10 protein-coding genes are annotated in these 14,012 nt (G+C 70.8%); 7 read left to right on the top strand and 3 right to left on the bottom strand.

What is annotated here, in order from left to right; translation table 11 throughout:
* Positions 1 to 49 precede the first annotated feature (49 nt).
* Positions 50 to 1,360: a S41 family peptidase gene (locus tag ACJ8AN_RS26815; RefSeq protein WP_407758321.1), complete on the top strand. Its 1,311-nt coding sequence runs from the start codon at positions 50 to 52 to the stop codon at positions 1,358 to 1,360.
* On the opposite strand, the gene ACJ8AN_RS26810 is transcribed toward ACJ8AN_RS26815, so the two are convergent.
* A complete protein-coding gene (locus tag ACJ8AN_RS26810; RefSeq protein WP_407758320.1) occupies positions 1,287 to 2,378 on the bottom strand; it encodes a metallopeptidase family protein in 1,092 nt (363 codons plus the stop codon). The genes ACJ8AN_RS26815 and ACJ8AN_RS26810 overlap by 74 nt on opposite strands.
* A gap of 94 nt (positions 2,379 to 2,472) precedes the next feature.
* Between ACJ8AN_RS26810 and ACJ8AN_RS26805 the strand changes: the two genes are divergently transcribed.
* Together ACJ8AN_RS26805 and groL are read left to right on the top strand one after the other, a co-directional pair.
* Positions 2,473 to 2,829: a response regulator gene (locus ACJ8AN_RS26805; RefSeq protein WP_407758319.1), complete on the top strand. Its 357-nt coding sequence runs from the start codon at positions 2,473 to 2,475 to the stop codon at positions 2,827 to 2,829.
* A gap of 156 nt (positions 2,830 to 2,985) precedes the next feature.
* The gene (gene groL, locus ACJ8AN_RS26800; RefSeq protein ID WP_407758318.1) at positions 2,986 to 4,629 is read left to right on the top strand and encodes a chaperonin GroEL; all 1,644 of its coding nucleotides are present in this window, start codon (positions 2,986 to 2,988) and stop codon (positions 4,627 to 4,629) included.
* Positions 4,630 to 4,711: 82 nt separating this feature from the next.
* Here groL and sinK read toward each other — a convergent pair whose 3' ends face one another.
* Positions 4,712 to 6,280 carry a hybrid histidine protein kinase/response regulator SinK gene (gene sinK, locus ACJ8AN_RS26795; protein WP_407758317.1) on the bottom strand — a complete coding sequence of 523 codons (1,569 nt, stop codon included), beginning with the start codon at positions 6,278 to 6,280 and terminating at the stop codon, positions 4,712 to 4,714.
* Positions 6,281 to 6,420: 140 nt separating this feature from the next.
* Between sinK and ACJ8AN_RS26790 the strand changes: the two genes are divergently transcribed.
* Positions 6,421 to 6,810 (top strand): demethoxyubiquinone hydroxylase family protein, encoded by a 390-nt coding sequence (locus tag ACJ8AN_RS26790; protein ID WP_407758316.1) that lies wholly within the window; start codon positions 6,421 to 6,423, stop codon positions 6,808 to 6,810.
* Between the two features lie 7 nt (positions 6,811 to 6,817).
* Here ACJ8AN_RS26790 and ACJ8AN_RS26785 read toward each other — a convergent pair whose 3' ends face one another.
* Positions 6,818 to 8,194 carry a diguanylate cyclase gene (locus ACJ8AN_RS26785; RefSeq protein ID WP_407758315.1) on the bottom strand — a complete coding sequence of 459 codons (1,377 nt, stop codon included), beginning with the start codon at positions 8,192 to 8,194 and terminating at the stop codon, positions 6,818 to 6,820.
* Between the two features lie 46 nt (positions 8,195 to 8,240).
* Here ACJ8AN_RS26785 and ACJ8AN_RS26780 point away from each other — a divergent pair, with 46 nt between their 5' ends.
* The 3 genes from ACJ8AN_RS26780 (at position 8,241) to ACJ8AN_RS26770 (ending at position 14,004) form a co-directional block, all read left to right on the top strand.
* Positions 8,241 to 9,056 (top strand): chemotaxis protein CheW, encoded by an 816-nt coding sequence (locus tag ACJ8AN_RS26780; RefSeq protein WP_407758314.1) that lies wholly within the window; start codon positions 8,241 to 8,243, stop codon positions 9,054 to 9,056.
* A gap of 124 nt (positions 9,057 to 9,180) precedes the next feature.
* Entirely contained in the window at positions 9,181 to 10,545 is a 1,365-nt protein-coding gene (locus tag ACJ8AN_RS26775) for a PleD family two-component system response regulator (protein ID WP_407758313.1), read from the top strand.
* A gap of 90 nt (positions 10,546 to 10,635) precedes the next feature.
* Positions 10,636 to 14,004 carry a valine--tRNA ligase gene (locus ACJ8AN_RS26770; protein WP_407758312.1) on the top strand — a complete coding sequence of 1,123 codons (3,369 nt, stop codon included), beginning with the start codon at positions 10,636 to 10,638 and terminating at the stop codon, positions 14,002 to 14,004.
* Positions 14,005 to 14,012: the final 8 nt, after the last annotated feature.

Here is a 14,012-nt window from a genome sequence, read left to right as displayed (position 1 = left end):
CAGCCGCGTCCGTCGCGCCGACCTCCGGCCACTGCTCGGGGCGACGCTCGTGGGCGTGGAGGGCTCGTCCTTCGAGTCGCTCTCCGCTCGCATGGAGGCGGCTCGCGGCGCGGACAACCGCTACCACAACCTCATCCACCTTGCGGATGCCCTCCGCTCGCCTTCCGAGCTCGGAGACCTGCTCGGCCGGCGGGTGCTCCCGGGGCCCGTGCGCTTCGAGCTGCGCCAGCCCGATGGTGCCCTCGTCACCGTCCCGGTGGAACGGGTGGATGCGGCCTCGGGCGAGGTGCTGGTTCCTCCCACGCGTCTCTCCGTGCCCGAGCCCAATGCCGCGGACCTCGCCTGGTCCTTCCTCGGCCCCGACACGTCCGTGGCGTACCTGCGCATCGACTCCATGGGCCGCTACCGCGAGGCCTTCGAGCTGTGGCGCTCGGTGGGCTTCACCCTGGCCCTGGGAGACCACCTGTCCTCGGTGGCTCGGGCCGCCGGCCAGCCGGACCTTCCCAGCGTGGACGAGCGCATCGCCGCCGTCCCCTCGGCGGCCGAGCTCTTCCGCGACCTCTTCTCCGCCATGCGCCGCGAGCACACCGCCACGCTGATCGTGGACCTCCGCCGCAACACCGGGGGCAACTCCTTCCTGGGCCACATCCTCGGCGCCTTCCTGTACCCGCTGGACTCGCTCGTCACCACCGAGTCCGGGTACCAGGTTCCCCGGTACTCGCCGCTGTACTTCGAGAGCCACCAGGGCGACTCGCTGGAGCAGGCGAGGGCGCGCAGCGGGTTGGCGCTCGAGCCGGGCGACCTGGACTTCAGCGAGGAGCGGGCCTGGCGTGAGCGTCAGCGCCAGGGGCTCACCCCCCAGGAGCGCGAGCGGCTCCGGCAGGAGTTCCTCGAGGGTGCCGCGCGCTCGCCCACGTTCGCGCGGGAGCTCGCCGCGGGGCCGCTCCACGTCCCGGAGTCTCCGCGCGTGCTGGTCCTCACCTCGGCCCGCACCTACAGCGCGGGGTTCGATCTCGTCGCGCTGCTCAAGGCCCATGGCGCCACGGTGGTGGGCGTGCCCCCGGCCCAGGCGGGCAACTGCTTCATCGACACCGCCCCGTTCCGGCTCGAGCACTCGGGGCTCACGGGCTCCATCTCCTTCAAGTACAGCGTGCTCTTCCCGGAAGACACCGCGAATGGCGAGCTGCTCCGGCCCGACCGGGAGCTGCGCTTCGACGAACTCGCGGCCCTGGGGTTCGATCCCCACGCCGCCGTCCTGCTCGCGCTGGAGCTGTCCCGGCCCGTGCCTAGTCCAGCCCCCGCTGCCACAAGTCATCCTCGTCGAGCCCCATCAGGTGCCCGACCTCGTGCATCACCGTGATGCCGATCTGCTCGAGGAGCTCCTCGCGCGTCCTCGCCACGCGCTCCAGGTTCTTGTGGTACAGCACGATGGAGGCCGGGTAGGGGTCGTAGCTCGCCGGATCGTCCAGGTAGAGGTGGGTGTCCCGATCGCCCACCGTCGGGCCGCGGAACACGCCCAGGATGCACGGGGACAGGGGAGGGGACTCGCCCAGCAGATCCTCGTCCCGGGGGATGTCCTCCACCGCGATGGTGACGTTATCGAGGTACTGCTTCACGTGCCGGGGCAGCGCCTTCACCGCGTCCTCGACGGCCTGATCGAAGGCCTCCTCGCCCAGCTCCACCCGGGAGGGGAACTCCTTGGGCGCCAGCGCCTGGGCCTTCGCGAACCGCTTGCGCGCCTCCTTCGCGTCCCCCCGGCGCTCCGCCAGCAGCCCGAGGTAGTGGTGCGCCCACGGCTCCTCTGCCTCGTCCTTCAGCACGTCCTCGAAGGCGGCCTGGGCTTCCGGGAAGCGGCACAGCTCGAACAGGGCGATGGCCCGCTCCAGCCGGGCCTCCACGGACCTCGGCACCAGCCCCAGCGCCGCCTCCAGGCTCCCCAGCGCCTGCGCACACTCGCCCACCTGATTGAGCCCGGTGCCCTCCAGCAGGAGGAGCTCGAAGAGGAGCTCCGCGTTGCCCGCCCGCTGGGCCAGCTTCTTGCCCCGGGCGCACAGCTCGAGGCCGTCCTCCACCGCCTCGCGGTCGTCTCCCGCCCGGCCCACCAGGCACTCGACGGCCCCGAGCAGCAGCTCGATGTCTTCCGGGGCCGCCTTCACGGCCCGCGCCCAGGCCTCCAGGGCCTCCTCCACGCGCTCCAGCTCGGTGAGGGCCGCCGCACGCCAGTGCAGGGCCTCCGGGAGCCCCGGGGCGTGGGCCAGCAGCGCTTCGGCGCTGGCCAGGGCCTTCTCGAATTCTCCCAACTCGAAGGCCGCCGCCACCCCGTCCAGTCGGACCTCCACGTCCGACGGCGCCGCCCTCTTCGACGTCCGCTTCCCCATGTGCGGCCACATACGAACCCCTTCCGCGCGTTGTCAACGTGCGTCACGGCTGTTACGTTCCGCGACCTTCCGCTGACACTGCTCGTAAGGGTCCGTGAACATTCTGGTCGTGGATGATGACGTCGAGCTGTGCACGCTGCTCTCTCGGTTCCTCGAGAAGCACGGGTACACCGTCTATTCCGCGGCCGATGCCTTGCAGGCCCTCGACATCCTTGAGCGGCACACGGTGGGCCTCATCATCAGCGACTACCGGATGCCCCACATGGACGGCATCCAGTTCACCGCGATGATCAAAGCCGACCCGCGCCACCAGAACACCTCCGTCATCCTCATGACGGGCAACGCGGACGGCAACGTGCACGACAAGGGGCTGCGCAAGGGCGTGGCCATGACGCTGGAGAAGCCCCTGGACTTCAATCAGCTTCTCAACCTCGTGCGCTTCGCCGAGTAGCCCGCCCGCCTTCCGGGCCGTCCGCTCCCCCACAGGCGCGCTGTTCCGTGTTGACAACCCCCGGCCGCCTCTTATTTTGGCGCTCGCCTGGGCCGAGTGCTAATCCCCGCACCCCGGCCCGCGTAGTCCATTCTTCAATCTTTTCAGGAGGTTACGATGGCAGCGAAGGAGATCTTCTTCCACCAAGCGGCCCGTGAGGCGATTCTGCGCGGTGTGCGCACCCTCTCGGACGCGGTGGCGGTGACGCTGGGGCCCAAGGGCCGCAACGTGGTCATCGAGAAGTCGTTCGGCTCGCCCACGGTGACGAAGGACGGTGTGACGGTCGCCAAGGAGATCGATCTCGAGAACAAGTTCGAGAACATGGGCGCCCAGATGGTGAAGGAGGTCGCCTCGAAGACTTCCGACAAGGCCGGCGACGGCACCACGACGGCCACCGTGCTGGCCCGGGCGATTTATGAGGAGGGCCTGAAGCTGGTGGCCGCCGGCCACAGCCCGATGGACCTCAAGCGCGGCATCGACAAGGCCGTGGAGACGGTGGTGGAGGAGCTCAAGAAGCTCTCCAAGCCGACGGCCGACAAGAAGGCCATTACCCAGGTGGGCACCATCTCCGCCAACGGCGACGAGACGATCGGCCACATCATCGCCGACGCCATGGAGAAGGTGGGCAAGGAGGGCGTCATCACGGTGGAGGAGGCCAAGGGCCTCGAGACGACGCTGGACGTGGTCGAGGGCATGCAGTTCGACCGCGGCTACGTGTCGCCGTACTTCGTCACCAACCGCGAGCGCATGGAAGTGGTGCTCGAGGACGCCTACATCCTCATCAGCGAGAAGAAGGTCTCGTCGATGCAGGACATGGTGCCCATCCTCGAGCAGGTGGCGCGCGCGGGCAAGCCGCTGCTGATCATCGCCGAGGACATCGAGGGCGAGGCCCTGGCCACGCTGGTGGTGAACAAGATCCGCGGCGTGCTGAACGTGGCGGCGGTGAAGGCGCCGGGCTTTGGTGATCGCCGCAAGGAGATGCTCAAGGACCTCGCCACGCTGACGGGCGGCATGGTGGTGAGCGAGGAGCTGGGCCACAAGTACGAGGCCCTCACGCTCAACGACCTGGGCCGCGCCAAGCGCATCACCATCGACAAGGACAACACCACCGTCGTCGACGGGGCGGGCAAGAAGGCGGACATCGAGGGCCGCATCAAGCTGCTGCGCGGGCAGATGGAGACGACCACCAGCGACTACGACCGCGAGAAGCTGCAGGAGCGGCTGGCGAAGCTGGCGGGCGGCGTGGCCGTCATCCACGTGGGCGCGGCGACCGAGACCGAGATGAAGGAGAAGAAGGCTCGCGTCGAGGACGCGCTGCACGCGACGCGCGCGGCGGTGGAGGAGGGCATCGTCCCCGGCGGCGGCGTGGCCTACCTGCGCACCCTGGGGGCGCTGGAGAAGCTGAAGCTGGGCGGTGAGCAGGACTTCGGCGTGGAGATCATCCGCAAGGCGCTGCAGGAGCCGCTGCGGAAGATCGCCTCCAACGCGGGCCTCGAGGGCGCCGTCATCATCAACAAGGTGCGCGAGGGCAAGGGCGCGTTCGGCTACAACGCCCGCACGGACGTGTTCGAGGACCTGGAGAAGGCCGGCGTCATCGACCCGACCAAGGTGGAGCGCACCGCGCTGCAGAACGCGGCCTCCGTCGCCTCGCTGCTGCTGACCACCGAGGCCATGGTGGCCGAGCGCCCGAAGAAGAAGGCCAAGGCCGGTGCGGGCGGCGGCGGCGCCCCGGACTACGGCGGCGACGACCTGGAGTACTGAGAAACGGCCCCACCGTGGGCTGAGCCGAGCTCCCGGCCCCGGGTGCCCCCCTTCGAGGGAGGTGCTCGGGGCCGCGGTGTTTTCAGGAGCGGGCTTGCTCGAGGAGGCGGGACAGCTCGTGGCTGAGCTCGGGGGCCTGGAGCTCCCGTGGCAGGCAGCCGGAGGCACCCGCGCGCAGGGCCTCCAGCATCGTCTCCTGGGAGAGGTACTCGGCGAGCACCACGAAGGGCGCCCCCTGGCCCAGCTTCCGCGCCAGTTCCAGCGCCTGGCGGCCATGGGCGGGGCCGAAGTCCCAGCTCACCACCACGGCCGCCGGTGGCTCCACGGTGGGCTCTCCGGGCTCGGCGTCGAGCACCCGGGCCTCCAGTCCCATCTGCGCGAGGGCCTCGGTGAGCCGGCGCGCGGAGGCCGGGCTGTCCTCGAGCACGTCCACGCGGCGGCTGCCGGGGCGGATTGCCCGCCGGATGGGCGTGGTGCTGGCGAGCGCCTGGCGCAGCTTCGCGCGCACCTCGCGGATGTCGTCGAAGGGCTTGAGGAGGTAGTCGAGCAGCCCCAGCTCCAGCGCCTGCTGCGCCGTCACCAGCGAGGGGTAGCCCGTCATCAGGATGACGCGCGAGCCCGGGTCGAGCTCGCGCGCCCGCTGCGCCAGCTCCAGCCCCGAGAGGCCCGGCAGGTTCTTGTCCGTGACGAGGAGGTCCACCGGCCCGCGCTTCAGGTGCGCGAGCGCCTCCTCGGCGTCCACGGCCTCGAGCACCTCGCACTCGCGGCCCATCAGGTCCTTGAAGACGCTGCGGATGATCTCCTCGTCATCCACCACCAGCAGGCGCCGGCGCGCGGGGGCCGGAGCGGGAGCGGCGGGCGACGGGGCGGAGGCCTGGGCGTGGGGCGCGGTGGGGAGGGCGGCGGGGGCGGGGAAGAGGACGCGGAAGACGGTGGTGGGCGCCGGTTGCTCCGCCAGCACCGAGGCGGGGACGAGCTCCAGCTGGGCGTGGTGCTCCTGGGCGATGCGCTTGCACACCGCGAGCCCCAGCCCGGTGCCGCGCTTGTTGCCCGTCACATAGGGCTCGAAGAGGTGGTGGCGCACGGCCTCGGGGACGCCCGGGCCCCAGTCCGCCACGTACATGACGGGCGAGGCGCCCTCGCGCCCCAGCACCACCTTCACCCGTGCCGGCCCCGACACCGCGTCGCGCGCGTTGTTGAGCAGGTTGAGGGTGAGCTGCTCCAGCAGCCGGCCATTGCCCTGGACGGTGAAGTCCTCGCGCGCCTCCACCTGGAGGCTGACGCGTGAGGAGTCCGGGTTGAGGCCGAAGGCGCGCGCCGCTGCCTGCACGTGCGCCACCAGCGACACCGTCTGCTGCGGCGCGGGGCGCTCGCTGGCCAGCCGGGTGAAGTCGGAGATGATCTGCTCCATCCGCTCCACCTGGGCCAGCATCTGCTTCAGCGGCCCGCGCATGCCCAGCTCCTCGGAGAGCATCTGCGCGTAGGCCTTCACGCCGAGCAGCGGCTGGCGCAGCTCGTGGAGCACCTCGGCGGCCAGCTGCGTGTTGCCCGAGGGCGAGCGCCGGAGCTCCGCGGCGGCCGCCTTCGCCGCCGGCAGGTCGCTTGCGTCCAGGGCCTGCAGCAGCTGTGCGAGCGGGGCCGGGATGTCCATGGTTCATCAGCATGGCCGAGCCTCCCGCCCGGCCGCAACGCGAGGCGTCGGAATCCGTTGACCAGCGACCCCTCCCGCACGGATGCTTCCGGCGCCTACACCTCCCGCTCATACTGGCCGTACGTCCCCGGAGAGCCTCCATGCCGCAGACCAACCCGTTCCACGCGATGGTGCCCAGGAAGTTGACGGACTCGGAGCTGGCCCGCGCCATCCGCCTGGACATGGAGGCCGAGCTGGACGCCATCAACCTCTACGCGGCCCACATAGACGCCACGGACAACGAGGAGGCCAAGGCCGTCCTCCACCACATCATGGACGAGGAGCGCGAGCACGCCGCCCTCTTCTGGGAGCTCATCGCCCGGTTGGATCCCGCCCAGGCCGAGCACGTCAAGGTCATGTCCCGCAAGTACGAGCTCATCGTCTCGGGCGCCCCGCACGAGGCCGTGGAGGCGGCGGGGGAGGGCGCCGAGGGCACGGCCGCCGAGCCCCGTCCCGACAAGAAGCTGACGGTGGGCTCGCTGCGGCGCTGAGCGCCCCTCAACTCCCGGTCGGCTGGCTGTGGCGCCCCGGGGGCGTGGCCTCGAGGTCCTTGGCCGCCACGTAGACGACGTTCCGGGTGCCCTTCTTGCCCCGGTACATGGCCCGGTCGGCCAGGTCCAACAGCGTGGCCTTCTCCTGTGTGTGCTCGGGGAAGCTGGCCACGCCGATGCAGGTGGAGAGCGCCAGCGAGTGGCCCTCGCGCGCGAGGAAGCGGTGGTTCTCCACGGTGCGGCGGATGCGCTCGGCCACCTTCAGCGCGCCGCCCGAGTCCGTCCCCCGCAGCAGCACCACGTACTCGTCCCCGCCGTAGCGCACCGCCACGTCCCTGTCTCGCACGCAGCCCTTGAGCACGCGCGCCATCTCCACCAGCAACTGCGAGCCCACCAGGTGCCCGTGGGTGTCGTTGATGCTCTTGAAGTAGTCCAGGTCCAGGAAGAGCAGGCTGAAGACGCCCTGCGTCTGCTGGGCGCTCTTCACCTCCCGGTCCAGCACCAGGTGCAGGTAGCGGACGTTGAAGAGGTGGGTGAGGTCGTCGAGGTAGGCCAGGTCCTCCACCTCGGCGATGCGGCCCAGGTTGCGCAGGGCGAGCGCCAGGCAGCGCGCGAGGAAGCCCGTGGCCTCGGCGATGCCCTCGGGCGGCGAGCCGGGGTAGAGCAGCAGCGTGTAGCCGAGCAGATCCTCCCCCTCGATGGCGGGGGCGACGAGGGCGCGCGGGAAGGGGCCCGGTAGCTGCTCCAGCACCCGCGCTTCGCGGGACGCGCCGAGCCGCGGCGCGATGGCGGAGACGAGGGTGGCCTCCAGGGCCTGGCCGGAGAGCCCCTGCTGGCCCAGCAGCCGGGGCAGCCCGGTGCCATCGGCCTGGAAGAGCAGCACCGCGCTGGCCCCCGTCATTCCGATGAAGGCGGCGCAGGACGTCTCCGACAGCCGGTTGCGGTCCAACGTGGTGGAGATGCGCTGTCCCGTTTCCAAGAGCGACACGTAGCGGCGCAGCGCGGCGTTCTCCTGCAGCAGCTCGCGCGTGGCGAGCGCCCGGTGCACGGCGTGCTGGAGCACCTCGGGGGCCACCGGCTTGACGAGGTACTCGGTGGCGCCGCTCTTGATCGCCCGCACCGCGGGGTCCACCTTGTCCAGGCCGGTGATGACCACCACCTCGACGCCCGGGTAGTGCGCCTTGGTGTGCTGGAGCACCTCCATGCCGTCGCCCTGGGGGAGGATGAGGTCCGTCACCACGACGTCGTAGGGGCCGAAGGCCAGCGCCTCCTTGGCGTCCGGGATGGAGCCCACGGCGGTGACCTCATGGCCCACGCCGCGCAGGTAGTCCCCGTACAGCGTCCGGGCCATCTTTTCGTCGTCGACGAGGAGGATGCGGGCCATCGCAATGGGCTTAGCACCAAGGTCCCGGGGCTGCTAGCCTGCCCCCGTGCCTCCCTACGAAAGCGGACGCCGGCTCTGTCTCCTGATGGAAGCGGGCGAGACGCGCTACTCCGTCGAGGCCACCTCCGTCATGGAGGTCGCCGCGCCGGGACCCGATGAGACCAGCCTGCGTGGAGTGCTGGAGGTGAGCGACTTGTCCGTGCTGCTCGGCGGCGAGCCCGAGCGCGCCCCCGGCATGGTGGTGGTGTTCGACGTGAGCCCCACCCTGGCCGTGCGCGTCCGCTCGATCGTCGAGGTGGTGGACGTGGCCCCGGCTCCGCACTACCTGCTGCCCTCGGGGCTGGGCGACACGCTCGCCGCGCTCAGCCGCAGCGCGGTGCTGCACAAGGACCGGCTCTACCTGGAGCTCAACGCCGAGGCGCTCCCCCACGAGCCGGGCACCGTCCGCCCCCCGCCAGAGCACCCCGTGCACTTCCTGGGCTCGCGGCCCGAGCGCTCGCTCGTCTTCGAGTCACAGGGGCGCTTGTTCGGCCTCCCGCTCTCCCTCATCTCCCAGGTGGTGACGCAGGGGCCCGCCTTCAGCGCGCTGCCCGGGAAGGGAGGGGCGGTGGCGGGTGTCATGCCGCATGGGCAGGCCCTCTGGCCCCTCTACTCGGCCCCGGCCCTGCTGGGGAGTGCTCCGGCCCACGTGGAGCCCTTCCTGGTGCTCACCGAGGTGGAGGGGCGGAGCCTGGGGCTGTGCGCCTCGCGCGTGCTGGGCGTCCACCCGCGCTTCGAGCCCACCGGGGAGCCGGGGGAGTTCTCCGCGCCCGGTGTTCCGGCTCCCGTGCTCTTTCTGGACGTTCGCCGCATGTTTTCTTGAGCTTCCGCTTGTTTTCTTGAAGGCCCGGGTGGTGAACCGTAAGCTGCCCGGCTTGACAGTGGGACGCATCGTCCCGATTTCTCACCGAATTCCAGGGGGTTTGGACCCCCGAGGCCCCGAACCGATGCCCAAGAATCTGCTGGTCGCCGACGACTCGCTCACCATCCGCAAGGTGATCGGGATGATCTTCGCGACCGAGGACTTTCAGGTCACCGCGGTCGACAACGGGCTGGACGCCATCACCCGCTCGCGGGAGCTGCGCCCGGACGTGGTGCTCGCGGATGTGATGATGCCGGGTAAGAACGGCTACGAGGTCTGCGAGGCGCTCAAGAATGATCCCGCCACGCAGGGCATCCCCGTGGTGCTGCTGGCCGGCACCTTCGAGGCCTTCGACGAGGCCCGCGCGCGTTCAGCCAGGGCGGACGACCACATCACCAAGCCCTTCGAGAGCCAGGTGCTCCTGGACAAGGTGAAGACGCTGGTGGGTCAGAAGTCCAACACCATGCCCGCCTCCGCCGCCACGCAGGTGACGGCCCCTGCCCCCGCCGCCGCGGCCCCGCAGCAGCCTCGTCCCGCGGGCCCTCCGGGTCCTGGCATGCCGCGTCCTCCGGGTCCGGGGATGCCGGGGCCGGGCGTGCCTCCGGGTCCGGGTGGCGCTCCGGGTATGGCGCGTCCGGGCGTGCCTCCGGGGCCGGGCATGGCTCCGCGTCCGGGCATGCCGGGGCCGGGTGGTCCGCCGGGGCCGGGCGGCCCTCCGGGCATGGCGCGTCCGGGCGTTCCTCCGGGGCCGGGCATGCCTCCGGGTCCTCGTCCCATGCCGGGGCCGGGCGGGATGCCGCCTCCGGGCGGGCCGGGCGCTCCGGGCATGGCGCGTCCGGGTGGCCCTCCGGGGCCGGGCATGCCTCCGGGTCCTCGTCCCATGCCGGGGCCGGGCGGTCTGCCTCCTCCGGGCCAGGGCGGCGTTCCGCCTCCGGGCATGGCGCGTCCGCCGGGTCCGGGCATGCCGGGTCCGGGCGGTGCTCCGGGTATGGCGCGTCCGGGGGTTCCTCCTCCGGGTGCCGCTCCCGCTCCGGGCGCCGCTGGCGGTCTGCCCCGTCCTCCGGGCGCCACGCCCCTTCCCGGGTCGACGCCCGCCGTCTCGGGCCGCGGCAGGGATCCCTTCGGCCTGAGCTCCGCTCCCGCGGCCCAGCCCGCTCCCGTCGAGGAGCCGATGGATGCCGGGGGCCTCGAGGAGCTGTCGCTCGATGAGCCCGTGGCCGAGCCCGAGCCTTCCACGCCGACGCCTACCCGGACGCCGGCGCCCGTCGCCCAGGCGCCCCGGCACGCTCCCTCCGCCGATGGCGGCGAGGCGCAGCTGCGCGAGGCGCTCTCCCGGGCCTCTCGCGAGGTCATCGAGAAGATCGCCTGGGAGGTCGTCCCCCAGCTGGCCGAGACGATCATCCGCGAGGAGCTCGAGCGGTTGATCAAGGACCGCGAGACGAAGCACTGATTCGAAGCGTCGTAGCTGGCTTCCACACCCCGACCGGCCCCCGTCGGGCCGGTCCTTCCACCGGCCCGCGTGGGCCGGTTCGCGTTTTCCATGAGCGATACGACCGAACTTCCCAAGGCCTATGATCCCAAGGAGGTCGAGGCGCGCTGGTACGCCCACTGGATGGAGCGGAACTACTTCCGCGCCGAGGCGACCTCCGGCAAGCCCGCCTTCTGCATCGTGCTGCCGCCGCCCAACGTGACGGGCAGCCTGCACCTGGGGCACGCGCTCACCGCCACCATCCAGGACATCCTCATCCGGTGGAAGCGCATGAGCGGCTTCAACACCCTCTGGGTGCCGGGCACGGACCACGCCGGCATCGCCACGCAGATGGTGGTGGAGCGCGAGCTCAAGGAGAAGGAGAAGAAGAGCCGCCACGACCTGGGCCGCGAGAAGTTCCTCGAGCGCGTCTGGGAGTGGAAGCACAAGTACGGCCAGCGCATCAACGAGCAGCAGAAGGTGCTCGGCGCGAGCCTGGACTGGAGCCGCGAGCGCTTCACCATGGATCCGGGCGTCTCGGCCGCCGTGCGCGAGGTGTTCGTGCGGCTGCACGAGGAGGGCCTCATCTACCGGGCCCAGAAGCTCATCAACTGGTGCCCCTCGTGCCACACCGCGCTCAGCGACCTGGAGGTCGAGCACGAGGAGAAGCAGGGCTCGCTCTGGCACCTGCAGTACCCGGTGAAGGGGAGCGAGCGGAAGCTCACCGTGGCCACCACGCGCCCGGAGACGATGCTCGGCGACACCGCCGTGGCCATCCACCCGGACGACGAGCGCTACAAGGGCCTGGCCGGCCAGAGCGTGGTGCTGCCGCTCACCGGCCGCGAAATCCCCATCATCGCCGACGCGCAGCTGGTGGACCCGGCCTTCGGCACCGGCGTGGTGAAGGTGACGCCGGCCCATGACTTCAACGACTACCAGACGGGCCTGCGGCACCAGCTGCCGATGATCAACGTGCTGGACGAGTCCGCGCGCATCAACCAGGAGGGTGGGGCGTACGCGGGCATGGACCGGCTCGCCGCGCGCAAGAAGATCCTCGAGGACCTGGCGGCCCAGGGCCTGCTGGAGAAGGAAGACCCCCACAAGCTGAGCGTCGGCGGCTGCCAGCGCTGCGGCACCGTGGTGGAGCCGCGCCTGTCCCCGCAGTGGTTCGTGAAGATCGAGCCGCTCGCGAAGCCCGCCATCGAGGCGGTGGAGCAGGGCCGCACCAGAATCATCCCCGAGTCGTGGACGAACACGTACTTCCACTGGATGCGCAACATCCACGACTGGACCATCAGCCGCCAGCTGTGGTGGGGCCACCAGATTCCGGCCTGGTACTGCGGGGAGTGCAGCCCGCGCCTGGAGGCCACCGGCGGCATCGACTTCTCGCGCGCCGAGCCGCTCGTGGCCCGCGCCGCCCCGGAGAAGTGCCCCAAGTGCGGCGGCTCGCACCTGGAGCAGGATCCGGACGTGCTCGACACGTGGTTCTCCTCGGGACTGTGGCCCTTCAGCACCCTGGGCTGGCCCGAGCAGACCCCCGAGCTGAAAACCTTCTACCCGAACTCCGTCATGGAGACGGGCCACGACATCCTCTTCTTCTGGGTCGCCCGGATGATGATGTTCGGCCTGCACTTCATGAAGGACGTGCCCTTCCGCACCATCTACCTGCACGCGATGGTGCGCGACGAGAAGGGCGAGAAGATGTCCAAGACGAAGGGGAACGTGATCGATCCCCTCGACATCATCCAGGGCTCTGCGCCCGAGCAGCTCGCCAAGAACCTGCGCAACAAGTTCCCCCAGGGCATGCCGCCCCACGGCGCGGACGCGCTGCGCTTCACCCTGGCCTCGCTCACCCAGCAGGGCCGCGACATCAAGCTCTCGCTGGACCGCGTCGCCGGCTACAAGGCCTTCGCCAACAAGCTGTGGAACGCCAGCCGCTTCGCCCTGATGAACATGGGCGACTTCCAGCTGGATGAGCGGCCCCTCTCCGAGCGCGAGCTCACCCTGGCCGACCGGTGGATCCTCTCGCGGCTGCAGCGCGCCATCGCGGTGACCCGCACGTCGCTCGACGCCTACGCCTTCGGCGAGGCCGCCTCCACGCTCTACCAGTTCCTCTGGTCCGAGTTCTGCGACTGGTACATCGAGCTGGCCAAGGGCTCGCTCTACGGCGAGGACGCCAGGGCCAAGGACACCACCCGCGCGGTGCTCGTGTACTGCCTGGACCGGATTCTCCGGCTGCTCCACCCGTTCATGCCGTTCATCACCGAGGAGATCTGGCAGAAGCTGCCCATGTCGCGGCCCGCCGAGTCGATCATGATCTCCCCGTTCCCCGAGCCGGAGACGGCGCTCGAGGACACGGCCGCCGAGGCGGAGATGGGGCCGGTCATCGCGGCCATCGAGGGGTTGCGCAACATCCGCGGCGAGAGCAACCTGCCGCCCTCGGCCCGCATCACCGCGTACGTGCAGAGCCCGGACACGCGCACCCGCGAGCTGCTCGAGCGGTGGCGCGGCTACCTGATGCCGCTGGCCGGCCTGGGGGAGCTGCGGATTACGGGCCCCGGTCCCAAGCCGGCGCAGTCCGCCGCCTTCGTGGGTCCGCGGATGGAGGTCTTCGTGCCGCTCGCGGGCCTCATCGACGTGGACGCCGAGCGCGAGCGCCTGCGCAAGGAGATCACCCGCTCGGAGCAGGAGGTGGGCGGCATCAAGCGCAAGCTGGACAACCCCAACTTCGTCGCCAAGGCGCCCCCGGACGTGGTGGAGAAGGACCGCGCCCGCGTCGAGGAGCTGGAGGCGCGCATCACCAAGCTGCAGGACAGCCTGACCCGGCTCGCTCCGGACGAGACGCCCGCGCCCGCGGCTGGTCCGGCGGACGCCGAGGGTGAGGTCGTCAAGGAGGAGTCGGGCACTGTTGATGGCGAGGTCGTCGAGTCCAAGACCGTCGCGGAGCGGATCGTCGAGCTCCAGAAGGACGAGGACGAGGACGACGCGGATGTCCACGATGTCGGCAGCATCGACGTCGAGGATGCGCGCGCTCCGAGGAAGCCCAAGGCCAGGGCCACGCCCGCCCGCGCGCCCGCGGAGAAGAAGGCTCCGGCGAAGAAGGCCGCTCCTGCTCCCGTCAGCGAGGCGCCCGTGAAGAAGGCGGCGCCCGTGAAGAAGGCGGCGCCCGCGAAGAAGGCACCCGCGAAGAAGGCACCCGCGAAGAAGGCACCGGCGAAGAAGGCACCGGCCAAGAAGGCACCGGCGAAGAAGGCCGCAGCCAAGAAGGCACCGGCGAAGAAGGCCGCGGCCAAGAAGGCTCCGGCGAAGAAGGCGGCGGCCAAGAAGGCACCCGCGAAGAAGGCGGCGGCCAAGAAGGCACCCGCGAAGAAGGCGGCGGCCAAGAAGGCTCCAGCGCGGAAGAAGTCGGCGCCTTCCCGTGTAGCCAAGACCCGGCGCTGAGCCCGATC

Origin of the sequence: Archangium sp., from assembly GCF_045802675.1 — a bacterium.
Classification (GTDB): domain Bacteria; phylum Myxococcota; class Myxococcia; order Myxococcales; family Myxococcaceae; genus Archangium.
The sequence above is the reverse complement of the archived record's forward strand: the minus strand, read 5'-3'. Positions and strand labels throughout refer to the sequence as shown.